Source organism: Microvirga roseola (genome assembly GCF_020866965.1).
Lineage (GTDB): Bacteria > Pseudomonadota > Alphaproteobacteria > Rhizobiales > Beijerinckiaceae > Microvirga > Microvirga roseola.
Map to the genome: position 1 here is coordinate 14,586 of NZ_JAJATX010000046.1, position 18,938 is coordinate 33,523.

The following is an 18,938-nucleotide window of genomic DNA, read 5'->3' on the forward strand; positions in this document are numbered from 1 at the left end:
CCGCGCGGGCGGCAATCGAGGTTAGGCGGCGAGAGACCTCACAAGAGCAAGTCCTGCAACCAGCGCCCCGAGGGAGAGCAGGACCGAGGCGGCCACATAGCCCGCAGCGGACCAGGCTTCTCCCCGCTCCCACAGGAGCACCGCATCGAGCGAGAAGGCGGAAAAGGTGGTGAAGCCGCCGAGAATGCCGGTGGCCAGGAAAAGCCTCAGGGCCTGGCTCCACCCTTCCCCAGCCTTGAAGGCGAGCCACCCGGCGACGGCTCCCATGATCAGCGAGCCCACCACGTTCACCGTCAGCGTGCCGAAGGGAAATGCCGCGCCGAAGATCCGTGCGCTCCCGAGATTGATCCCATGACGGAGCGCCCCGCCGATGCCGGCGCCGAGAAAGACGAGGAGATAGGACGTCATGCCGCCAAGCTAGCAGCCGGCCTTCTGCTTGAACAAGGCCAGATCGGGTTTCACGCTTTCCAGTTCCTGCCCCTTCACCTGTGCGGCGAGCCGGCAGGCCTCCTCTCGGCTCCCGGTCTGCAGAGTGGCCCAGACCAGATTCATGCGCGGCACGGCCCAGTCGGGAGTATCCCTCACGGCCTGCTCCAGAAGCGGCTTGGCCTCGGCGGGACGGCCCGCAATCAGCAGCATCCGGCCATGGTCGGCGCGGAGCGATGGGGCTGGAGAGGCCGTGAGGGCGGCGACGCGAAAGAGCTCGTCGGCGTAGTCGAAATCATTGAACCGCGCGGCAACGACCATCGCGAAGCCATGGTAGATGCCGCTCCGCTGCGGATCCAAGAGGGTGGCCTGGTTGAGGCGCTTCGTGGCGGTTGCGATGTCGCCCTCCTGCAGGAAGGTCCGCATTCCGGCCAAGATGGCGGCTTCGGTGGCCTTGGCGCGGTCGGGAATGCGCTGCAGAACGTCGGCGACCAGCTTCTGATCGGCTGCATTCTGCGCCTCGTTCTTCTCTGCGAAGTTGAAGAACGGCGCTTCATTGATCGGCACGCGGTATGTCTTGCGGGTGACGCTGACGCCGGGCGCGACCCCGACCTTCTGCGCCTGGGCACAGGCGGGAACGGTTGCTCCGAGCAGCCAAATCAGGATGGGGATCAGTTTCTTCACAATGGCCTCCCTACCCGTCCAGCTTAGCAGCAGGAGACCTATACAATATAGAGTTACTTTCGTCGTTCTCTCCGCAGCTTCTCCCACCAGTCCAGCCGCTTGCGGATCTCCCGCTCGAAGCCGCGGTCCACGGGCTCGTAGAGGTGCTGGCGACCCAGCTTGTCGGGCCAGTAATCCTGTCCCGAGAAAGCGTCGGGCTGGTCGTGGTCGTAGGTGTAGGATTCGCCGTAGCCGATCTGCTTCATCAGCTTGGTGGGCGCGTTGAGGATGGTCTTGGGCGGCATGAGGGAGCCGTGCTCCTTCGCCATGCGCGTCGCAGCCTTGTAGGCGATGTAGACCGCGTTCGACTTGGGCGCGGTCGCGAGATAGACGGTGGCCTGCGCGAGAGCGAGTTCGCCCTCGGGGGAGCCCAGGAAATCGTAGGCGTCCTTGGCGGCGTTGGCGACCACGAGCGCCTGCGGATCGGCAAGGCCGATATCCTCCACCGCCATGCGCACCAGCCGGCGCGCGATGAAGAGCCGGTCCTCGCCTGCATCCAGCATGCGCGCGAGGTAGTAGAGCGCCGCGTCCGGGTCCGAGCCGCGGACGGTTTTGTGCAGGGCGGAGATGAGGTTGTAGTGCCCCTCCTGGCCCTTGTCGTAGATGGGCGCGCGGCGCTGGATGATCTCCTGCAGCTGCTCCGCATCGAAGACCTCGCCGGCTTTTGCCGAGCGCCAGACCTCTTCGGCGAGCGTCAGGGACGCCCGCCCGTCGCCATCCGCCATGCGAACGAGGGACGCCCTCGCCTCCTCATCGAGCGGCAGGGTCTTGCCGGTGACCTCCTCGGCCCGCTCCAGGATCCTCTCGATCGCCTCCTCGTCGAGGGACTTGAAGAGGAGCACGCGGGCGCGGGAGAGAAGCGCCGCATTGAGCTCGAAGGACGGGTTCTCCGTCGTCGCGCCGACGAGGGTGATCGTGCCGTCCTCCATAACCGGGAGGAAGGCGTCGAGCTGCGCCCGGTTGAACCGGTGGATCTCGTCCACGAAAAGCAGGGTGCCCGTGCCCAGCGACCGGCGCTGCCGGGCGGCCTCGAAGACTTTCTTGAGATCCGCGACGCCGGAGAAGATCGCCGAGATCTGCTCGAAATGCAGGTCCGTCTCATGGGCGAGAAGCCGCGCCACGGTCGTCTTGCCGGTGCCGGGCGGTCCCCAGAAGATCAGGGAGCCCAGCGACTTTGAGGCGATGAGCCGGGTGAGAATCCCGTCCGGGCCGACGAGATGATCCTGACCCACGACCTCGGAGAGCTTGCCCGGCCGCATCCGGTCGGCCAGGGGACGGGGGGCGTTCCGGTCGAGGCCCGCGGAGGAGAAGAGGTCGCTCATGGTTCCAGCGCGTTCAGGCGCGAATAGAGATCGGGATCATGGCGGACCATGAGGCGCTCCGGATGGGCGGGAGGCTCGAAGCCATATTTCGCATAGAGGCTGTGCGCATCCTTCGTCACCAGCATCCAGCGCCGGAGATGCTGCAGGTCTGGATGCTCCATCACGGCCTCCATCAGGGCCTTGCCCGCCCCCTGCCCGCGCACGAAGGGGCACACGAAGACATCGCAAAGATAGGCGAAGGTGGCCCTGTCCGTCACCACGCGGGCAAAGCCGCGCAGGTCGCCCGCTGCGTCGCGCAGGGCGAAACAGAGGGAATTCGCCAGGGACCTGTCGAAGAAGGCGCGGGGCAGGCCCTTCGCCCAGTAGCTCTCCTCCGCAATCCAGCGGAACGCAATGTCGGCCTCGGCCTGGGAGAGTTCGTTCGACAGGCTCCAGGCGCTCATCGGCCCAGCACCGTGGTGAAGACCCGGCCGCCGCGGCTGACCGTAATCTCCCAATAGCCGCCCGCCCGGTCGATCAGGCGCTCGGCGTCACGGGTGGAGATCAGGCGCTCGCCATTGATGGCGACGATCATGTCGCCCTTCCGGAAGCCGAGGCTGGCGGCCGGACCGCGCTCGTCGAGCTCGGCGATCACCACGCCGTCGTCGGAAATGTCGATCTGCATTTCCTCCGCCACGGCGGGCGACATATTGATGATGACGGCGCCGGCGAGCGGAGAACGGGAGCGGATGCGCACCGGGTCCCGGGGCGGGTCTTCCGGCGGCGGCATGAGCCGAACGCTGATGATCGTCTGCCTGCCCTCGCGAAGAACGGTCAGCGGCGCCTGCCCGCGGGTGCCCTTGAGCGTATAGCGGTAGCCGAAGGCGTCGGGGTTATCGACGGACTGGCCATCCACGGCGAGAATCATGTCACCCCGCCGCAGGCCCGCCTCGGCCGCGGGACCGCGCGCGAAGACGGAGGTCACGAGAACGCCCGTGGGACGCTCGAGACCGAGGCTCGCCGCAATCTCCCCGTCCACCGACTGGAGCCGAGCCCCGAGCCAGGGCCTTATCACATGGCGGGCGCCGGCCTTGGCCGAGTTCAGCACGACCCGGGCCATGCTGGAGGGAATGGCGAAACCGATGCCGATATTGCCGCCCGAGCGGGAATAGATGGCGGTGTTGATGCCCACCAGCCGTCCATTCATGTCGATGAGCGCGCCGCCCGAATTGCCCGGGTTGATGGCGGCGTCCGTCTGGATGAAGAACTGGTAGTCGGTCACCCCGACCTGCGTGCGGGCGAGAGCCGACACGATGCCCTGGGTCACGGTCTGGCCCACGCCGAAGGGGTTGCCGATGGCGAGAACCAGATCGCCGACCTGCAGGGTCTCCGAATCGCCGAACTCGATGGCCTGGAGGTTGGAGGCGTTCTTGAGCCGGAGCACGGCCAGGTCGGTGCGCGGGTCGCGCAGCACGATATCGGCCTCGAACTCGCGCCGGTCGGCGAGCGCGACCTTCACCTCGGTCATGTCGTCGATCACGTGGTTGTTCGTGATGACGAGGCCGGACGGATCCACGATCACGCCCGATCCGAGGGAGCTCTGGGACCGCCCGCGGGGAACGGGTGCGCCCTCCCCGAAGAAGCGGCGGAAGAACTCCTCCATCGCCTGGTTCTGCCGGCGGTCCGTGCGGGTGGCATAGACGTTCACGACCGCGCCGGTGGTCTGGCGGACGATGGGGGCAAAGGAGAGCTGAACCTGCGCGTTGCTCTCGGGAGCGACACGCTGCTGGGCCGTAGCGCTTGGCCCGGCGAGGCCCAAGGCCAGCGCAGCAAGGATGATCGGAAGCCGGAAAAGGAAAGAACGCATGTCACGCGAATCCCACGATCAAGGATAAGCTTCGATAGAACGTGGGACCCGAAATACCAAATTCCAAGCGTCAAACAAAAAGGGCGGCCCGAGGACCGCCCTTTCATGAAACCACTTGAGGCTCAGGCTTACTCGGCCGCCTCGATGATCTCTTCGTTCTGGGTCGGACCGGAATCCTGGCCGCGCGCATCCACGTCGCGGTCCACGAACTCGATCACAGCCATCGGGGCGTTGTCGCCATAGCGGAAGCCGGCCTTCATGATGCGGGTGTAGCCGCCCTGGCGGTCCTTGTAGCGCGGGCCGAGCACGTCGAAGAGCTTCTTGACCATGGCCTCGTCGCGCAGCTTCGACATGGCGAGACGGCGGGCATGCAGGTCGCCGCGCTTGGCCATCGTGATGAGCTTCTCGACGACGGGACGCAGGTCCTTCGCCTTCGGCAGGGTCGTGACGATCTGCTCGTGCTTAACGAGGGCCGCCGACATGTTCGCGAACATGGCCTTGCGGTGTTCGGCCGTCCGGTTGAACCGGCGGCCACGGAATCCGTGACGCATTGGCTTTCTCCTTGATCTTACGGCCGCCGTGCCAAGGGTCGACCGTCTCTCTTGATTACCGCCTTCAGGCGGGGCTTAGGACCGGGGCCGATGCCTAGCAGCGTGCGGCCCCGGCCAATCTCAGTAGTGCTCCTCGAAGCGCTTCGCAAGATCCTCGATGTTCTCCGGCGGCCAGCCCGGCACGTCCATGCCGAGGTGCAGACCCATGGAAGCGAGAACTTCCTTGATCTCGTTGAGCGACTTGCGGCCGAAATTCGGGGTGCGGAGCATCTCGGCTTCAGACTTCTGGATGAGGTCGCCGATATAGACGATGTTATCATTCTTCAGGCAATTCGCCGAACGGACCGACAGTTCGAGTTCGTCCACCTTCTTGAGCAGCGCCGGGTTGAACGGAAGCTGCGGCGCGGCGGCGGCGGCCTCCTCCTTGCGGGGCTCCTCGAAGTTCACGAACACCTGGAGCTGGTCCTGGAGGATGCGGGCGGCATAGGCCACGGCGTCCTCCGGCGTCACGGCGCCATTGGTCTCGACCGTCATGGTCAGCTTGTCGTAGTCGAGAATCTGGCCCTCACGGGTGTTCTCGATGCGGTACGACACCTTCTTGACCGGGCTGTAGAGCGAGTCGACCGGGATGAGGCCGATGGGAGCGTCCTCGGCGCGGTTGCGCTCGGCGGGAACGTAGCCCTTGCCCGTGTTGACCGTGAACTCCATGCGGATCTCGGCGCCCTCGTCCAGGGTGCAGAGAACGAGCTCGGGGTTCAGGATCTGGACGTCGCCCACGGTGTTGATGTCGCCGGCGGTCACGGCGCCAGGACCGGTCTTGCGAAGCGTCATGCGCTTCGGACCTTCGCCCTGCATCTTGATAGCGATCGTCTTCACGTTGAGGACGATGTCCGTCACGTCCTCGCGGACGCCCGGGATGGAAGAGAATTCATGCAGAACGCCGTCGATATGGACCGACGTCACAGCCGCGCCCTGGAGCGAGGACAGGAGAACGCGACGCAGGGAGTTGCCGAGCGTCGTGCCGAAACCGCGCTCGAGGGGCTCCGCGACGACGGTCGCGATGCGCTTCGGGTCGTCGCCCGGGGCGACTTCCAGCTTGTTCGGCTTAATCAGCTCTTGCCAGTTCTTTTGGATCACAACCACACCTCTCGAGGTACGGCTTGAAGGGAGGCATGAAAGCCGCCCTTTAAACCGGAACGCGCGCGGGCTTCAGGCCCACGCGCCGGATGATCTTGATTAGACGCGGCGGCGCTTGCGCGGCCGGCAGCCATTGTGCGGGATCGGCGTCACGTCACGGATCGAGGTGACGGTGAAGCCGGCCGCCTGGAGGGCACGGAGCGCGGATTCGCGGCCGGAGCCGGGACCGGACACCTCGACCTCGAGGGTGCGCATGCCGTGCTCGGAAGCCTTGCGGGCCGCGTCCTCGGCGGCAACCTGCGCAGCGTAGGGGGTCGACTTACGCGAGCCCTTGAAGCCCATCGCGCCGGCCGAGGACCACGAGATCGTGTTGCCCTGGGCGTCGGTGATGGTGATCATGGTGTTGTTGAACGAGGCGTTCACATGCGCCACGCCGGAAACGATGTTCTTGCGTTCGCGGCGGCGGACGCGGGTAGCTTCTTTAGCCATACTCAAGGTCCTTCAAACGCGCCCGTCATGCCAGGCGCTCGGGAGAAAAGGCCACCCTCAGCGGGTGGCCGTGAAAAATTACTTCTTCTTGCCGGCGATCGGCTTCGCCTTGCCCTTGCGGGTGCGGGCGTTCGTGTGGGTGCGCTGGCCGCGGACCGGCAGGCTGCGGCGGTGGCGCAGGCCACGATAAACGCCGAGGTCCATGAGGCGCTTGATGTTCATGGAGACTTCGCGGCGCAGGTCGCCTTCCACGATGTAGTCGCGGTCGATGGTCTCACGGATCTGGAGCACTTCGGCGTCCGTCAGCTGGTTGACGCGGCGCTCAGCCGGGATGTTGACCTTCTCGACGATCTCCTGGGCCTTCTTGGCCCCGATGCCGTGGATGTACTGGAGCGCGATCACAACGCGCTTGTTGGTCGGAATATTGACGCCTGCAATACGGGCCATCGTCCGTCTCCATGTAATCGAAGCCTCAAGGCTTCGGAGGGATGTTATCGCGCGTCCGGTGGAGGCCGGCCCCTGCGCGGGTTATGTCTTCACAAAACGCAACAATCCGGAGCGGCTTCTCTCGAAACCCTCCGGACAGGCATGCGATTTGCAAGAGGCATGGCCCTAGCGGTTTTCCCGCGGGCCGTCAAGTCCCCTGCCCTAGCGGCCGAGGATTTTCTTGATGTCTTCCGTGACCTCGTCAATGGGCTTCATGCCATTGACGGTCCTCAGCTGGCCCTTGCTCTCGAAATAGGCGGAAAGCGGGGCCGTCTGGGCCCGGTAGGCCTCCAGGCGGGTCTTGAAGACCTCCGGGTTGTCGTCCCTGCGGACCTGCTCGCCCCGGGCTTCGGTGTCCTTGGCGCGCTTGACGATGCGATCGACGAGCTCGTTCTCGTTCACCTTGAACTCGATTACGCAGTCGAGCTTGAGGCCCTTCCGGTCCAGCATGGCGTCGAAGGCCTCGGCCTGGGCGACGGTGCGCGGGAAGCCGTCGAGGATGAACCCCTGCCGGGCGTCCGGCTCCTCGATCCGGTCCTCGATGATGCCGACGACGATCTCGTCGGACACCAGCTCGCCCCGGTCCATCACGGCCTTGGCCTTGAGACCGACCGGCGTTCCGGCGGCCACCGCTGCACGGAGCATGTCGCCGGTCGAGAGCTGAGGAATTCCGAGCCGCTCGACCAGACGCACGGCCTGGGTCCCCTTGCCGGCCCCGGGCGGCCCCAGCAGGATGATCCTCATCGATGTCCCCCTGTTTTGCTTGACATTTCCCGCGGGTGCCGCGGGAAATCCAGATCTTACCGACGCCGCGCGCCCTTGAGCTTCGCCTTCTTGACGAGGCCCTCGTACTGGTGAGCCAGCAAATGGCCGTGAACCTGGGCCACGGTGTCCATCGTAACAGAGACAACGATCAGAAGCGAAGTGCCGCCAAAGTAGAATGGCAGGGCTGCATAGGAGACCAGCAATTCCGGAATGAGGCAGATCACGACGAGATAGGCCGCGCCGATCACGGTGATGCGGGTGAGCACCTGGTCGATGAACTCGGCCGTCCGCTCGCCCGGCCGGATGCCGGGAATGAAGCCGCCCTGCTTCTTCAGATTGTCCGCCGTCTCCGTCGGGTTGAAGACGATGGCCGTGTAGAAGAAGGCGAAGAACACGATCAGGCCCGCGTACAGGAACATGTAGGCCGGGCGCCCATGGGCCAGATAGGCCGTCAGGGTCGCGAGGATGCCGGTTCCGTCCGTGCCCGCCTGGAAGCTAGCGATGGTGGTCGGCAGCAGCAGGAGCGACGAGGCGAAGATCGGCGGGATCACACCCGAGGTGTTCAGCTTCAGGGGCAGGAACGAGGTCTGGCCCTCATACATCCGGTTGCCGACCTGGCGCTTCGGATAGTTGATGAGCAGGCGGCGCTGGGCACGCTCCATGAACACCACGAAGTAGATGATCAGGATCGCCATGACGATGACGCCTATGATCAGTGCCGTGGAGATCGCGCCCTGGCGGCCGAGTTCCAGAGTGCCGGCGATGGCGCTCGGAAGGTTGGCCACGATGCCCGCGAAGATGATGAGCGAGGTGCCGTTGCCGATGCCGCGCGACGTTATCTGCTCGCCGAGCCACATCAGGAACATGGTTCCGCCTGTGAGCGTGATGACAGCGGTGATCACGAAGAACAGGCCCGGGGTCTGAACGATGTTGCTGCCCGCCTGGAGGCCGACGGCGATACCCCAGGACTGGAACAGGGCCAGCACGACGGTCAGGTAGCGGGTGTACTGGTTGAGGATCTTGCGGCCCGCCTCCCCTTCCTTCTTGAGCGCCTCGAGAGAGGGCAGAACGGAGGTGAGGAGCTGAATGATGATAGATGCCGAGATGTACGGCATGATGTTGAGGGCGAAGATCGCCATGCGCTCGACCGCGCCGCCCGAGAACATGTTGAAGAGGCCGAGCACACCGCCGCTGGCGTTCTGGAAGCTCTGCGCCAGAGCCTCCGGATTGATGCCGGGCAGCGGGATATAGGTGCCCAAGCGGTAGATGATGAGCGCGCCAAGGGTGAACCAGATGCGCTTCTTCAACTCCTCGGCCTTGGCGATGGCGCCGAAATTGATGTTTGCGGCAAGTTGCTCGGCTGCTGAAGCCATTGTTCGTCCTCGAAAACCTGGATACGTGACGGTTCATCACGCAAACGGCGGCCACGCGATCAGTCGCGGGCCGCCGCTTGGATCTTAGTCAATGTGGGCGCGGGCTCACGCCTGCGCAACGGCACCCAGCAGGGTCACCGAGCCACCAGCCTTCTCGATCGCTGCGACGGCCGACTTGGACGCGCCAGCAACCTGGAACGACAGCTTCGTCTTGAGCTCGCCCACGCCGAGGATCTTCACGCCGTCGCGCGGCTTGGAGACCACGCCTGCTGCGACCAGCGTCTCGACGGTGACCGGAGCCCCCGTGTCGAGCTTGCCGGCCTCGATGGCCTGCTGGATCCGGCCGACGTTGACCTCGTTGAGGTCGGTCGCGTTCGGCTTGTTGAAGCCGCGCTTCGGCAGACGACGGTGCAGAGGCATCTGACCGCCTTCGAAGCCCTTGATCGACACGCCCGTGCGGGACTTCTGACCCTTGACGCCCCGGCCGCCGGTCTTGCCCTTGCCCGAGCCGATACCACGGCCGACGCGCATACGGTTCTTCGTAGCGCCTTCGTTGTCACGAATTTCGTTAAGTTTCATGACGCTCTCCTCACTGCCCGTCGACAACGCGCACGAGGTGCTTGACCTTCTCGATCATGCCGCGAACGGACGGCGTGTCTTCCAAGGTCGAGGTGCGATGGAGCTTGTTGAGCTTGAGGCCGATCAGCGTCTGGCGCTGCTTGGCCTCGCGGCGGATCGGCGAACCGATCTGCTCAACGGTGATGGTCTTCGCCTCAGCGGAGGCAGGCTGCTTCGCCATGGTCGGAGCCTCCCCTACGCTTCAGCGCCAGCTTCGAGGCTGGCATCGGCATCGCGGCGGCGAGCCTGCAGCGTCGAGACCTTCAGGCCACGACGGGCAGCGACGGCACGCGGGCTGTCCTCGTTCTTGAGCGCGTCGAAAGTCGCGCGGACGAGGTTGTAGGGGTTCGACGAGCCGAGGGACTTGGAGACCACGTCCTGCACGCCGAGCGCCTCGAAGACTGCACGCATCGGACCGCCGGCGATGATGCCGGTGCCCTGGGGAGCGGCGCGAAGCACGACCTTGCCGGCGCCGTGGCGGCCGTTCACGTCGTGGTGCAGGGTGCGACCCTCGCGGAGGGCGACGCGGATCATGGAACGCTTCGCAGCGTCCGTGGCCTTGCGGATCGCCTCCGGGACCTCACGGGCCTTGCCGTGGCCGAAGCCGACGCGGCCCTTCTGGTCGCCGACGACGACGAGAGCGGCAAAGCCGAAGCGACGGCCGCCCTTCACCACCTTGGCAACGCGGTTGATATGGACCAGGCGGTCCACGAATTCGCTGTCGCGCTCTTCGCGTTCAGCGCGTTCTCTTGGTTCTCTTGCCATGAGACCTCTCACTTGCGCGGGCGGCGGGCCCGCTCGCTAGGGGATTTTCCTATACCCGCCGTTTAGAAATCGAGACCGCCTTCACGGGCAGCGTCGGCCAGGGCCTTGACGCGGCCGTGATAGAGGTAGCCCGAGCGGTCGAAGATGACCTGCTTCACGCCGGCCTGAACCGCGCGCTCGGCAACGAGCTTGCCCACTTCCTTCGCCGCATCGACGGTGGCGCCGGTCTTGAGCTTGCCCTTCAGGTCCTTCTCGAGGGTCGAAGCCGAAGCGACGGTATGACCGCGCTCGTCATCAATGACCTGGGCGTAGATCTGCTTCGACGAACGGAAGACCGACAAACGCGGACGACCATTCGCAGCCTTCTTGATCGCACGGCGCACACGAGCCTTGCGGCGATCTTCGGCGCCTTTCTTCTCAGCCATGATACGTCGTCCTTACTTCTTCTTGCCTTCCTTGCGGAAGATGAATTCGTTGGCATACTTGACGCCCTTGCCCTTGTAGGGCTCCGGACCGCGATACTCGCGGATCTCGGCGGCGGTCTGGCCAACCTTCTGCTTGTCGATGCCGGCGACGACGACTTCGGTCGGCTTCGGCGTCGTGATCGTGACACCGGCCGGAATCTCGTAGTCGATATCGTGGCTGTAGCCCAGCGAAAGCTTCAGCACCTTGCCGGCAACGGCGGCGCGGTAACCGACGCCGTTGATCTCGAGGCGCTTCTCGAAGCCCTTGGACACACCCTCGACCAGGTTAGCAACCTGGGCGCGGGACATGCCCCACTTCGCACGGGCCGTCTTGGACTCGTCGCGCGGGTTCACCGACACGGCGCCGTCCTCAAGCACAACCGACACTTCTTCGGGGACGAGGAACGAAAGCTCGCCCTTCGAACCCTTCATCTTCACCATCTGGCCGTCCACGGTGGCCGTCACACCTGACGGGACCGGAACGGGCTTCTTGCCTACTCGGGACATTCTCGAATCTCCGTGGTTCTGTGCTGATGCCTGAAGTCTTAGAAGATCTTGCAGAGCACTTCGCCGCCCACGTTCTTCTCCCGGGCCTCGTGATCGGCCATCACGCCCTGGGGCGTCGAGAGAATGGTGATGCCAAGACCGTCAGCCACGCGCGGCATGGTGTCGACGGACGCGTATACACGGCGGCCCGGCTTGGAGACGCGCTCGATGGAGCGGATCACCGGCTGGCCATCATAGTACTTCAGCTCGATCGAGAACTCGGTCCGGCCATTGCCGAACTCGGTCTGCGAATAGTCGCGGATGTAACCCTCGCTCTTGAGAACCTCAAGAACGCGGGCGCGCAGCTTCGAGCCGGGCGTGGAAACGGTTCCGCGACGGCGCATCTGCGCGTTGCGGATACGGGTGAGCATATCGCCCAACGGATCGTTGATCATGAGATGCCCTCCCTCTTACCAGCTGGACTTCACGAGGCCCGGGATCAGGCCCTTGTTGCCGAGCTCGCGCAGAGCGATACGCGACATGCCGAGCTTACGGTAGTAAGCGCGCGGACGGCCCGTGATCTCACACCGGTTGCGGATGCGGGTCGGGCTCGCGTTGCGCGGCAGCTCCGAAAGCTTGAGGCGCGCCTCGAAGCGCTCCTCCATGGACTTGGACTCGTCGTTGGCGACCGCCAGGAGGCGCTCGCGGCGGCCCGAGAATTTCTTCACGAGCTTGCGACGATGCTTGTTCTTCTCAATAGCGCTTTTCTTAGCCATTCGTTTTTCTCCAGTGTCCGCGTCTGAGGACAGCTATCCTCACTGCCGGAACGGGAAGTTGAAGTGACGCAGCAGGGCGCGGGCTTCCTCGTCGGTCTTCGCCGTGGTGGCGATGATGACGTCCATGCCCCAAACCTGCTCCACCTTGTCGTAGTTGATCTCAGGGAACACCAGGTGCTCCTTGATACCCATCGCGTAATTGCCGCGGCCGTCGAAGGACTTCGGGTTCAGGCCCCGGAAGTCGCGGACGCGGGGAAGCGCGACGGTCACCAGACGATCCAGGAACTCGTACATGCGAGCCTTGCGGAGCGTGACCTTGGCGCCGATCGGCATGCCCTCGCGGACCTTGAACTGCGAGATCGCCTTGCGGGCCTTGGTGATCACCGGCTTCTGGCCGGCGATGAGCGCGAGATCGGAAGCCGCGACCGAAGCCTTCTTCGAGTCGGCGGTCGACTCGCCAACGCCCATGTTGAGGACGATCTTCTCGATCGTCGGCACTTCCATGGGGTTCTTGTAGCCGAATTCTTCAATGAGCTTCGGACGCACCACTTCTTCGTAGTGCTTCTTCAGCCGCGGCGTGTAGCCGTCCACCTGGGCCTTAGCCATCGATCAGGTCTCCCGAACGCTTGGCGAAACGGACCTTGCGGCCGTCTTCGAGAACTTTGAAACCAACCCGGGTCGGCCTGCCGTCCTTCGGGTCCGCATAGGCCAGGTTGGACAGGTGGATCGGCGCCTCTTTCGAGATGATGCCGCCCTCCTGGGCCGCCGTCTGGCGCTGGTGGCGCTTCACGACGTTAACGCCACGGACGACCGCGCGCTCTTCCTTCGGAAGCACCTGCACGACTTCACCGGTCTTGCCCTTGTCGCGACCGGTCAGGACGACGACCTTGTCGCCCTTCTTGATCTTCGCGGCCATTAGAGCACCTCCGGCGCAAGCGAAATGATCTTCATGTGGTTCTTGGCGCGCAGTTCACGGGGAACGGGACCGAAGATACGGGTGCCGACCGGCTCCTTCTGATTGTTGATCAGAACGGCGGCGTTCCGGTCGAACCGGATGACCGAGCCGTCGGCGCGACGGATGTCCTTGGCGGTGCGCACGACGACCGCCTTCATGACGTCGCCCTTCTTCACGCGGCCGCGCGGAATAGCCTCTTTTACGGATACGACGATGATATCGCCCACGGAAGCGTACTTACGCTTCGAACCGCCGAGAACCTTGATGCACATCACGCGACGGGCGCCGGAATTGTCGGCGACGTCAAGATTCGTCTGCATCTGGATCATGGCTTTGATCCTTTCCTTTGTTTCAGACAGGTTTCCGGGCCAAGGCACGATTGCCTCCCGGACTACGCCTGACGGGGATCTGACGTCCCCTGCCCTTCATATGTCGAGAAAGGCGGCCGTATACACGAACCGCCCTCGTTAGACAACCCCAGAAATCAAGCTTTTAGGCTTGGGTCTGGTCGACGAGCACCCAGGTCTTGAGTTTGGAGAACGGCTTGGTCTCTTCGATGAAGACCGTGTCGCCCACCTTGGCAGTGTTGTTCTCGTCATGAGCGTGGTAGTTCTTCGTCTTACGCACGGTCTTCTTCATGACTGGGTGCGTGAAACGGCGCTCCACCTTCACGACGACCGTCTTGTCCTGCTTGTCGCTGACAACGACGCCCTGCAAAACGCGCTTTGGCATCTTGATATCCTCTTAAGCCTTCGCCGACTTCTGGCGCTGCAGCGTCTTGACGCGGGCGATGTCCTTGCGGACCTCGCGAACGCGTCCCGTGTTCTCGAGCTGGCCCGTGGCACGCTGGAACCGGAGGTTGAACTGCTCCTTCTTGAGGTTGAGCAATTCGTCCGACAGCTGGTCCGCAGTCAGGGACTTGAGATTGGAGGTTCTCTCTTTCGACTTCATGATTCCCTCCTTACTCCGCAATGCGCTGGATGAAGCGCGTCTTGATCGGGAGCTTGGCAGCGCCGAGACGGAGCGCCTCGCGGGCGATATCCTCCGGCACGCCGTCGATCTCGAACATGATGCGGCCAGGCTTCACACGGGCAGCCCAATATTCGGGAGCGCCCTTGCCCTTACCCATACGGACTTCGGTCGGCTTCGTCGAAACCGGCACGTCCGGGAAGATGCGGATCCACACCCGGCCCGCGCGCTTCATGGCGCGGGTGATGGCGCGGCGTGCCGCCTCGATCTGACGAGCGTTGATGCGCTCGGGCTCCATCGCCTTCAGGCCGAACTGGCCGAAGTTGAGGTCCGTACCACCCTTCGCGGTGCCGGAGATCCGGCCCTTGAACTGCTTACGGAACTTGGTTTTCTTCGGTTGCAACATGGCAAACCTCTCCTGACCTCTCCGTTACGCCGCCTGCTCGCGGCGGCCACCGGAGCGGCCTCCCTCGTCGTTCATCCGCTTGTCCTGGGCCATCGGATCGTGCTCAAGAATTTCGCCCTTGAAGATCCAAACCTTGATGCCGCAGGTGCCGTAGGTCGTGAAGGCCGTGGACGTGCCGTAATCGACATCCGCACGCAGCGTGTGCAGCGGAACGCGGCCCTCGCGGTACCATTCCAGGCGGGCGATTTCGGCGCCACCAAGACGACCGGAGCAGTTGATGCGGATGCCCTCGGCGCCAAGACGCATCGCCGACTGAACGGCGCGCTTCATGGCGCGGCGGAAGGCCACGCGGCGCTCGAGCTGCTGGGCGATCGAGTCGGCGACGAGCGTCGCATCGATCTCCGGCTTGCGGACCTCGACGATGTTGATCGACACGTCGGCGTCGGTCATCTTCGAGACGAGCTTGCGCAGCTTCTCGATATCGGCGCCCTTCTTGCCGATCACCACGCCCGGACGACCCGAGTGAATGGTGACGCGGCACTTCTTGTGCGGGCGTTCGATCACGATCTTCGAAACGGCGGCCTGCTTCAGCTGCTTCATGAGAGCTTCGCGGATCGCCATGTCCTCATGCATCAGCTTGGCGTACTCGCCCTTGCCGGCGAACCAGCGCGAGTCCCAGGTCCGGTTGATGCCGAGCCGAAGACCGATCGGGTTAACTTTCTGACCCATCTGGTTCTCCTTTATGCCTGTTCGGCAACTTCCCGAACCACGATCGTGAGGTTCGAGAACGGCTTCATGATACGGGCGCCCCGGCCACGGGCCCGGGCGTGGAAGCGCTTCATGACGAGCGCCTTGCCGACGAAAGCCTGGCTGACGACGAGATCGTCCACATCGAGGTTGTGGTTGTTCTCGGCGTTGGCAATCGCGCTCTCGAGGCACTTCTTCACGTCACGCGCGATGCGCTTGCGGGAGAACTCGAGATCGGCGAGCGCCGTGGAAACCTTCTTGCCGCGGATAAGGGCCGCAACAAGATTGAGCTTCTGAGGGCTGACGCGCAGCATGCGAGCGACGGCTTGAGCCTCGTTGTCGCTCAATGCGCGAGGAGTCGCGGCCTTACCCATCTTACTTCCTCTTCGCCTTCTTGTCCGCCGCGTGGCCGTGGAACGTGCGGGTCGGCGAGAACTCGCCGAACTTGTGACCCACCATTTCCTCGCTCACGGAGACGGGAATATGCTTCTGACCGTTGTAGACCCCGAAAGTGAGGCCCACGAACTGCGGGAGGATCGTGGAGCGGCGGCTCCAGATCTTGATGACCTCGTTGCGGCCCGCGGAACGGGCAGCCTCGGCCTTCTTGAGGAGGTAGCCGTCGACGAACGGACCCTTCCAAAGCGAACGTGCCATGACGTGCCTCTATCCTTACTTCTTCCGCGCGTGGCGGCTCGACACGATGAACTTGTCGGTCCGCTTGTTCGAACGGGTTTTCTTGCCCTTGGTCGGAACACCCCACGGGGACACCGGATGGCGTCCGCCCGAGGTGCGGCCCTCACCACCACCGTGCGGGTGGTCGATCGGGTTCATGGAGACGCCGCGGTTATGCGGGCGCTTGCCGAGCCAGCGGTTACGGCCTGCCTTACCGATCGACGTGTTCATGTGATCGGGGTTGGACACGGCGCCGACGCTGGCGAAGCACTGGCCGAGAACCATGCGCTGCTCGCCCGAGTTCAGGCGGATCGTCACATAGCCCTGGTCACGACCCACGATCTGAGCGTAGGTGCCGGCGGAGCGGGCGAGAGCGCCGCCCTTGCCGACCTTCAGCTCGACATTGTGGATGATCGTTCCCACCGGCATGTTGCCGATCGGCATCGCATTGCCCGGCTTGATGTCGACCTGCTCGCCAGCTGCAACCTGATCGCCGACAGCCAGACGCTGCGGGGCCAGGATGTAGGACTGCTCGCTGTCGGCGTAGCGGATCAGCGCGATGAAGGCGGTGCGGTTCGGATCGTACTCGATCCGCTCCACGGTCGCCGCATCGCCCAGACGGGCGCGACGCTTGAAGTCGACCAGGCGCAGGGTCCGCTTGTGTCCGCCGCCACGGAAGCGGACGGTCACGCGACCCAGATTGTTACGGCCGCCGGAGGAGCTCTTGCCCTCCGTCAGCTTCTTGACCGGCTTGCCCTTGTAGAGCTCGCTGCGGTCGACGATCACCAGCTGGCGCAGGCCGGGGGTGATTGGTTTGAAAGTCTTCAAAGCCATCGGATCACTCTCTCAACCGATCAGAGGCCCGTCGTGACATCGATGGTCTGGCCCTCTTCGAGGGTCACAACCGCCTTCTTCACGTCCGACCGCTGGCCGCGGGTGCCGCGGAACAACTTCACTTTGCCCTTGGTGACGAGCGTGTTGACGCTCTTCACCTTGACATCGAACAGCTTCTCAACCGCTTCCTTGATCTGCGGCTTCGTCGCGTCCGGCCGAACCTTGAAGACGACCTTGTTCTGCTCGGACAGGGTCGTGGCCTTCTCGGTGATAACCGGGCTCACGATCACATCGTAGTGGCGCGGGTCCAGGCTCATTTGAAGCGCGCCTCCAGCGCATCGACAGCCGCCTTCGTGAGAACGAGCTTCTCGCGACGGAGAATGTCATAGACGTTGATGCCCTGCACCGGCAGGACGTCGATGTTCGGGATGTTGCGCGCAGCCCGCTGGAAGTTCGTCTCGATCTCAGCGCCGCCGATGATGAGGGCGTTGCCGAGGCCGAGCTTGCCGAACCGCTCCACGAGAGCCTTCGTCTTGGGCTCGGAGAGCTTCACGTCGTCGACGACGATGAGCGAAGCGTCCTTGGCCTTGGACGAGAGCGCATGCTTCAGGGCGAGAGCGCGGACCTTCTTGGGCAGGTCGTGCGCATGGCTGCGGACCTGCGGACCGAAGGCACGACCGCCGCCCCGGAACTGGGGAGCGCTCGCGGCGCCGTGGCGGGCGCTGCCAGTGCCCTTCTGCTTATAGACCTTCTTGGTCGTACGATCGATTTCCGACCGGTTCTTCACGGCGTGCGTGCCGGCCTGGCGCTTGGCAAGCTGCCAGCGGACGCAGCGGGCGAGCAGGTCGGCGCGCGGATCGAGACCGAAAATGGTCTCGTTCAGGTCGACCGATCCGGCCTTGGCGCCGTCGAGCGTGGTGATATCAAGCTTCATCACGCATTCTCCTTTTGAGCCTGCTCAGCCTGGGCGGCCGGCGCAGCGCCATTCGCCGTACGGAACGCGCCGGGCATCGGCACTTCCTGGGGCAGCTTGCGCTTCACCGCGTCGCGAACGAAGATCCAGCCGCCGGCCACGCCGGGAACGGCGCCCTCGACGAGGATCAGACCGCGCTCGACGTCGGTCGAAACCACGCGCAGATTCTGCGTCGTGACCCGCTCGACACCCAGGTGACCTGGCATCTTCTTGTTCTTGAACGTCTTGCCCGGATCCTGGCGGCCACCGGTCGAACCGATCGAGCGGTGCGAGACCGACACGCCGTGCGAGGCGCGCAGACCGCCGAAGTTCCAGCGCTTCATACCGCCCGCGAAGCCCTTACCCGTCGTGATGCCCGTGACGTCCACGAACTGACCAGCAACGAAGTGATCGGCGGTGATCTCGGCGCCGACCGGGATGACAGCATCCTCGGAGACGCGGAATTCCGCGAGCTTGCGCTTCGGCTCGACCTGCGCAACGGCGAACCGTCCGCGCTCGGCCTTCGAAACGTTCTTCACCTTGGCCTTGCCGACGCCGACCTGCAGCGCGGTGTAGCCGTTCTTTTCCTTGGTCCGGTGGGCGACGACCTGGCAGCTGTCGACCTTCAGAACCGTGACCGGGACATGCTCGCCGGCATCCGTGAAGATGCGGGTCATCCCGACTTTCTGTGCAATAACGCCTGAGCGCATCTGCGTATCCTCTCGGCGTGTCTACCGAAGGCTCCAAGCCCGAAGGCTCAGAGCTTGATTTCCACGTCCACGCCCGCAGCGAGGTCGAGCTTCATCAGCGCATCGACCGTCTGGGGAGTGGGGTCCACGATATCGAGAACACGCTTGTGAGTGCGCATCTCGAACTGCTCACGCGACTTCTTGTCGATGTGCGGTGAGCGAAGAACCGTAAAGCGCTCGATGCGCGTCGGCAGCGGGATGGGCCCGCGAACCTGAGCGCCGGTCCGCTTCGCGGTCGACACGATTTCCCGTGTCGATGCGTCGAGGATCCTATGGTCGAACGCCTTAAGGCGAATACGAATATTTTGACCGTTCATGGGTTGCCCCGTTCAAAAGAAGAAGCGGCCGAGCCGAAACCCGGCCACTGTCTTCTGATCCTCAAATTAATCCATCACGGCGGCGACGACGCCGGCGCCGACGGTGCGGC

The 18,938-nt window shown here is 64.2% G+C and carries 32 protein-coding genes; all 32 read right to left on the minus strand.

The window, feature by feature from the left end:
• Positions 1 to 21 precede the first annotated feature (21 nt).
• A complete protein-coding gene (gene crcB / locus LG661_RS19090) occupies positions 22 to 408 on the minus strand; it encodes a fluoride efflux transporter CrcB (RefSeq protein WP_230533504.1) in 387 nt (128 codons plus the stop codon).
• Between the two features lie 9 nt (positions 409 to 417).
• Positions 418 to 1,110: a tetratricopeptide repeat protein gene (locus LG661_RS19095; RefSeq protein WP_230533505.1), complete on the minus strand. Its 693-nt coding sequence runs from the start codon at positions 1,108 to 1,110 to the stop codon at positions 418 to 420.
• 53 nt (positions 1,111 to 1,163) lie between these two features.
• Positions 1,164 to 2,471, minus strand: coding sequence for a replication-associated recombination protein A (locus LG661_RS19100; protein ID WP_230533506.1), 1,308 nt, complete (start codon positions 2,469 to 2,471; stop codon positions 1,164 to 1,166).
• On the minus strand, positions 2,468 to 2,914 hold the full coding sequence (locus LG661_RS19105) for a GNAT family N-acetyltransferase (RefSeq protein ID WP_230533507.1): 447 nt from the start codon (positions 2,912 to 2,914) through the stop codon (positions 2,468 to 2,470). The genes LG661_RS19100 and LG661_RS19105 overlap by 4 nt, the downstream gene beginning before the upstream one ends.
• Positions 2,911 to 4,317, minus strand: a complete 1,407-nt coding sequence (locus LG661_RS19110; protein ID WP_230533508.1) for a Do family serine endopeptidase — start codon at positions 4,315 to 4,317, stop codon at positions 2,911 to 2,913. Before LG661_RS19110 ends, LG661_RS19105 begins: the two co-directional genes overlap by 4 nt.
• Positions 4,318 to 4,445: 128 nt before the next feature.
• Positions 4,446 to 4,868, minus strand: coding sequence for a 50S ribosomal protein L17 (gene rplQ / locus LG661_RS19115; protein WP_230533509.1), 423 nt, complete (start codon positions 4,866 to 4,868; stop codon positions 4,446 to 4,448).
• Positions 4,869 to 4,988: 120 nt separating this feature from the next.
• A complete protein-coding gene (locus LG661_RS19120; RefSeq protein WP_230533510.1) occupies positions 4,989 to 6,011 on the minus strand; it encodes a DNA-directed RNA polymerase subunit alpha in 1,023 nt (340 codons plus the stop codon).
• Between the two features lie 93 nt (positions 6,012 to 6,104).
• Entirely contained in the window at positions 6,105 to 6,494 is a 390-nt protein-coding gene (rpsK, locus tag LG661_RS19125) for a 30S ribosomal protein S11 (RefSeq protein WP_230533511.1), read from the minus strand.
• 78 nt (positions 6,495 to 6,572) lie between these two features.
• Entirely contained in the window at positions 6,573 to 6,941 is a 369-nt protein-coding gene (gene rpsM, locus LG661_RS19130; RefSeq protein WP_230533512.1) for a 30S ribosomal protein S13, read from the minus strand.
• A 201-nt stretch (positions 6,942 to 7,142) separates the two neighbouring features.
• Positions 7,143 to 7,724: an adenylate kinase gene (locus tag LG661_RS19135; protein WP_230533513.1), complete on the minus strand. Its 582-nt coding sequence runs from the start codon at positions 7,722 to 7,724 to the stop codon at positions 7,143 to 7,145.
• A gap of 56 nt (positions 7,725 to 7,780) precedes the next feature.
• Positions 7,781 to 9,118, minus strand: a complete 1,338-nt coding sequence (secY, locus tag LG661_RS19140; RefSeq protein WP_230533514.1) for a preprotein translocase subunit SecY — start codon at positions 9,116 to 9,118, stop codon at positions 7,781 to 7,783.
• Positions 9,119 to 9,223: 105 nt separating this feature from the next.
• Positions 9,224 to 9,697 carry a 50S ribosomal protein L15 gene (gene rplO, locus LG661_RS19145; RefSeq protein ID WP_230533516.1) on the minus strand — a complete coding sequence of 158 codons (474 nt, stop codon included), beginning with the start codon at positions 9,695 to 9,697 and terminating at the stop codon, positions 9,224 to 9,226.
• A 10-nt stretch (positions 9,698 to 9,707) separates the two neighbouring features.
• Positions 9,708 to 9,917, minus strand: a complete 210-nt coding sequence (rpmD, locus tag LG661_RS19150; RefSeq protein ID WP_230533518.1) for a 50S ribosomal protein L30 — start codon at positions 9,915 to 9,917, stop codon at positions 9,708 to 9,710.
• 14 nt (positions 9,918 to 9,931) lie between these two features.
• Entirely contained in the window at positions 9,932 to 10,501 is a 570-nt protein-coding gene (rpsE, locus tag LG661_RS19155; RefSeq protein WP_230533519.1) for a 30S ribosomal protein S5, read from the minus strand.
• A 62-nt stretch (positions 10,502 to 10,563) separates the two neighbouring features.
• A complete protein-coding gene (gene rplR, locus LG661_RS19160) occupies positions 10,564 to 10,926 on the minus strand; it encodes a 50S ribosomal protein L18 (protein WP_230533520.1) in 363 nt (120 codons plus the stop codon).
• Positions 10,927 to 10,938: 12 nt separating this feature from the next.
• Positions 10,939 to 11,472 carry a 50S ribosomal protein L6 gene (rplF, locus tag LG661_RS19165; protein WP_230533521.1) on the minus strand — a complete coding sequence of 178 codons (534 nt, stop codon included), beginning with the start codon at positions 11,470 to 11,472 and terminating at the stop codon, positions 10,939 to 10,941.
• Positions 11,473 to 11,510: 38 nt separating this feature from the next.
• Positions 11,511 to 11,906 (minus strand): 30S ribosomal protein S8, encoded by a 396-nt coding sequence (gene rpsH, locus LG661_RS19170; protein WP_230533522.1) that lies wholly within the window; start codon positions 11,904 to 11,906, stop codon positions 11,511 to 11,513.
• Positions 11,907 to 11,921: 15 nt separating this feature from the next.
• Entirely contained in the window at positions 11,922 to 12,227 is a 306-nt protein-coding gene (gene rpsN / locus LG661_RS19175) for a 30S ribosomal protein S14 (protein WP_230533523.1), read from the minus strand.
• A 39-nt stretch (positions 12,228 to 12,266) separates the two neighbouring features.
• Positions 12,267 to 12,833 (minus strand): 50S ribosomal protein L5, encoded by a 567-nt coding sequence (gene rplE / locus LG661_RS19180; protein ID WP_230533525.1) that lies wholly within the window; start codon positions 12,831 to 12,833, stop codon positions 12,267 to 12,269.
• Complete coding sequence (gene rplX, locus LG661_RS19185) at positions 12,826 to 13,143, minus strand: 50S ribosomal protein L24 (protein WP_230533526.1); 318 nt, start codon at positions 13,141 to 13,143, stop codon at positions 12,826 to 12,828. The genes rplE and rplX overlap by 8 nt, the downstream gene beginning before the upstream one ends.
• Positions 13,143 to 13,511: a 50S ribosomal protein L14 gene (gene rplN / locus LG661_RS19190; RefSeq protein WP_009764309.1), complete on the minus strand. Its 369-nt coding sequence runs from the start codon at positions 13,509 to 13,511 to the stop codon at positions 13,143 to 13,145. Before rplN ends, rplX begins: the two co-directional genes overlap by 1 nt.
• Positions 13,512 to 13,674: 163 nt before the next feature.
• A complete protein-coding gene (gene rpsQ, locus LG661_RS19195) occupies positions 13,675 to 13,914 on the minus strand; it encodes a 30S ribosomal protein S17 (RefSeq protein WP_230533527.1) in 240 nt (79 codons plus the stop codon).
• Positions 13,915 to 13,926: 12 nt separating this feature from the next.
• On the minus strand, positions 13,927 to 14,133 hold the full coding sequence (rpmC, locus tag LG661_RS19200; protein ID WP_230533528.1) for a 50S ribosomal protein L29: 207 nt from the start codon (positions 14,131 to 14,133) through the stop codon (positions 13,927 to 13,929).
• Between the two features lie 10 nt (positions 14,134 to 14,143).
• A complete protein-coding gene (rplP, locus tag LG661_RS19205) occupies positions 14,144 to 14,557 on the minus strand; it encodes a 50S ribosomal protein L16 (protein WP_230533530.1) in 414 nt (137 codons plus the stop codon).
• A gap of 24 nt (positions 14,558 to 14,581) precedes the next feature.
• Entirely contained in the window at positions 14,582 to 15,286 is a 705-nt protein-coding gene (rpsC, locus tag LG661_RS19210) for a 30S ribosomal protein S3 (protein WP_230533532.1), read from the minus strand.
• A gap of 11 nt (positions 15,287 to 15,297) precedes the next feature.
• A complete protein-coding gene (rplV, locus tag LG661_RS19215) occupies positions 15,298 to 15,678 on the minus strand; it encodes a 50S ribosomal protein L22 (protein WP_152586456.1) in 381 nt (126 codons plus the stop codon).
• A 1-nt stretch (position 15,679) separates the two neighbouring features.
• A complete protein-coding gene (rpsS, locus tag LG661_RS19220; RefSeq protein WP_230533533.1) occupies positions 15,680 to 15,958 on the minus strand; it encodes a 30S ribosomal protein S19 in 279 nt (92 codons plus the stop codon).
• A gap of 15 nt (positions 15,959 to 15,973) precedes the next feature.
• A complete protein-coding gene (gene rplB, locus LG661_RS19225; RefSeq protein ID WP_230533534.1) occupies positions 15,974 to 16,810 on the minus strand; it encodes a 50S ribosomal protein L2 in 837 nt (278 codons plus the stop codon).
• A gap of 20 nt (positions 16,811 to 16,830) precedes the next feature.
• Positions 16,831 to 17,127 carry a 50S ribosomal protein L23 gene (locus tag LG661_RS19230; protein WP_230533535.1) on the minus strand — a complete coding sequence of 99 codons (297 nt, stop codon included), beginning with the start codon at positions 17,125 to 17,127 and terminating at the stop codon, positions 16,831 to 16,833.
• Positions 17,124 to 17,744, minus strand: coding sequence for a 50S ribosomal protein L4 (gene rplD / locus LG661_RS19235; RefSeq protein WP_230533536.1), 621 nt, complete (start codon positions 17,742 to 17,744; stop codon positions 17,124 to 17,126). Before rplD ends, LG661_RS19230 begins: the two co-directional genes overlap by 4 nt.
• Positions 17,744 to 18,472, minus strand: coding sequence for a 50S ribosomal protein L3 (rplC, locus tag LG661_RS19240; RefSeq protein ID WP_230533537.1), 729 nt, complete (start codon positions 18,470 to 18,472; stop codon positions 17,744 to 17,746). The genes rplD and rplC overlap by 1 nt, the downstream gene beginning before the upstream one ends.
• Positions 18,473 to 18,519: 47 nt before the next feature.
• Positions 18,520 to 18,828 carry a 30S ribosomal protein S10 gene (gene rpsJ, locus LG661_RS19245; protein ID WP_009764298.1) on the minus strand — a complete coding sequence of 103 codons (309 nt, stop codon included), beginning with the start codon at positions 18,826 to 18,828 and terminating at the stop codon, positions 18,520 to 18,522.
• Between the last annotated feature and the right edge of the window lie 110 nt (positions 18,829 to 18,938).

What these genes read in the sequence shown, in the direction of transcription:
- crcB (WP_230533504.1), bottom strand. Translation starts at nt 408, where the DNA reads ATGACGTCCTATCTCCTCGTCTTTCTCGGCGCCGGCATCGGCGGGGCG.
- LG661_RS19100 (WP_230533506.1), bottom strand. Translation starts at nt 2,471, where the DNA reads ATGAGCGACCTCTTCTCCTCCGCGGGCCTCGACCGGAACGCCCCCCGT.
- LG661_RS19105 (WP_230533507.1), bottom strand. Translation starts at nt 2,914, where the DNA reads ATGAGCGCCTGGAGCCTGTCGAACGAACTCTCCCAGGCCGAGGCCGAC.
- LG661_RS19110 (WP_230533508.1), bottom strand. Translation starts at nt 4,317, where the DNA reads ATGCGTTCTTTCCTTTTCCGGCTTCCGATCATCCTTGCTGCGCTGGCC.
- rplQ (WP_230533509.1), bottom strand. Translation starts at nt 4,868, where the DNA reads ATGCGTCACGGATTCCGTGGCCGCCGGTTCAACCGGACGGCCGAACAC.
- rpsK (WP_230533511.1), bottom strand. Translation starts at nt 6,494, where the DNA reads ATGGCTAAAGAAGCTACCCGCGTCCGCCGCCGCGAACGCAAGAACATC.
- rpsM (WP_230533512.1), bottom strand. Translation starts at nt 6,941, where the DNA reads ATGGCCCGTATTGCAGGCGTCAATATTCCGACCAACAAGCGCGTTGTG.
- LG661_RS19135 (WP_230533513.1), bottom strand. Translation starts at nt 7,724, where the DNA reads ATGAGGATCATCCTGCTGGGGCCGCCCGGGGCCGGCAAGGGGACCCAG.
- secY (WP_230533514.1), bottom strand. Translation starts at nt 9,118, where the DNA reads ATGGCTTCAGCAGCCGAGCAACTTGCCGCAAACATCAATTTCGGCGCC.
- rplO (WP_230533516.1), bottom strand. Translation starts at nt 9,697, where the DNA reads ATGAAACTTAACGAAATTCGTGACAACGAAGGCGCTACGAAGAACCGT.
- rpmD (WP_230533518.1), bottom strand. Translation starts at nt 9,917, where the DNA reads ATGGCGAAGCAGCCTGCCTCCGCTGAGGCGAAGACCATCACCGTTGAG.
- rpsE (WP_230533519.1), bottom strand. Translation starts at nt 10,501, where the DNA reads ATGGCAAGAGAACCAAGAGAACGCGCTGAACGCGAAGAGCGCGACAGC.
- rplR (WP_230533520.1), bottom strand. Translation starts at nt 10,926, where the DNA reads ATGGCTGAGAAGAAAGGCGCCGAAGATCGCCGCAAGGCTCGTGTGCGC.
- rplF (WP_230533521.1), bottom strand. Translation starts at nt 11,472, where the DNA reads ATGTCCCGAGTAGGCAAGAAGCCCGTTCCGGTCCCGTCAGGTGTGACG.
- rpsH (WP_230533522.1), bottom strand. Translation starts at nt 11,906, where the DNA reads ATGATCAACGATCCGTTGGGCGATATGCTCACCCGTATCCGCAACGCG.
- rpsN (WP_230533523.1), bottom strand. Translation starts at nt 12,227, where the DNA reads ATGGCTAAGAAAAGCGCTATTGAGAAGAACAAGCATCGTCGCAAGCTC.
- rplE (WP_230533525.1), bottom strand. Translation starts at nt 12,833, where the DNA reads ATGGCTAAGGCCCAGGTGGACGGCTACACGCCGCGGCTGAAGAAGCAC.
- rplX (WP_230533526.1), bottom strand. Translation starts at nt 13,143, where the DNA reads ATGGCCGCGAAGATCAAGAAGGGCGACAAGGTCGTCGTCCTGACCGGT.
- rplN (WP_009764309.1), bottom strand. Translation starts at nt 13,511, where the DNA reads ATGATCCAGATGCAGACGAATCTTGACGTCGCCGACAATTCCGGCGCC.
- rpsQ (WP_230533527.1), bottom strand. Translation starts at nt 13,914, where the DNA reads ATGCCAAAGCGCGTTTTGCAGGGCGTCGTTGTCAGCGACAAGCAGGAC.
- rpmC (WP_230533528.1), bottom strand. Translation starts at nt 14,133, where the DNA reads ATGAAGTCGAAAGAGAGAACCTCCAATCTCAAGTCCCTGACTGCGGAC.
- rplP (WP_230533530.1), bottom strand. Translation starts at nt 14,557, where the DNA reads ATGTTGCAACCGAAGAAAACCAAGTTCCGTAAGCAGTTCAAGGGCCGG.
- rpsC (WP_230533532.1), bottom strand. Translation starts at nt 15,286, where the DNA reads ATGGGTCAGAAAGTTAACCCGATCGGTCTTCGGCTCGGCATCAACCGG.
- rplV (WP_152586456.1), bottom strand. Translation starts at nt 15,678, where the DNA reads ATGGGTAAGGCCGCGACTCCTCGCGCATTGAGCGACAACGAGGCTCAA.
- rpsS (WP_230533533.1), bottom strand. Translation starts at nt 15,958, where the DNA reads ATGGCACGTTCGCTTTGGAAGGGTCCGTTCGTCGACGGCTACCTCCTC.
- rplB (WP_230533534.1), bottom strand. Translation starts at nt 16,810, where the DNA reads ATGGCTTTGAAGACTTTCAAACCAATCACCCCCGGCCTGCGCCAGCTG.
- LG661_RS19230 (WP_230533535.1), bottom strand. Translation starts at nt 17,127, where the DNA reads ATGAGCCTGGACCCGCGCCACTACGATGTGATCGTGAGCCCGGTTATC.
- rplD (WP_230533536.1), bottom strand. Translation starts at nt 17,744, where the DNA reads ATGAAGCTTGATATCACCACGCTCGACGGCGCCAAGGCCGGATCGGTC.
- rplC (WP_230533537.1), bottom strand. Translation starts at nt 18,472, where the DNA reads ATGCGCTCAGGCGTTATTGCACAGAAAGTCGGGATGACCCGCATCTTC.
- rpsJ (WP_009764298.1), bottom strand. Translation starts at nt 18,828, where the DNA reads ATGAACGGTCAAAATATTCGTATTCGCCTTAAGGCGTTCGACCATAGG.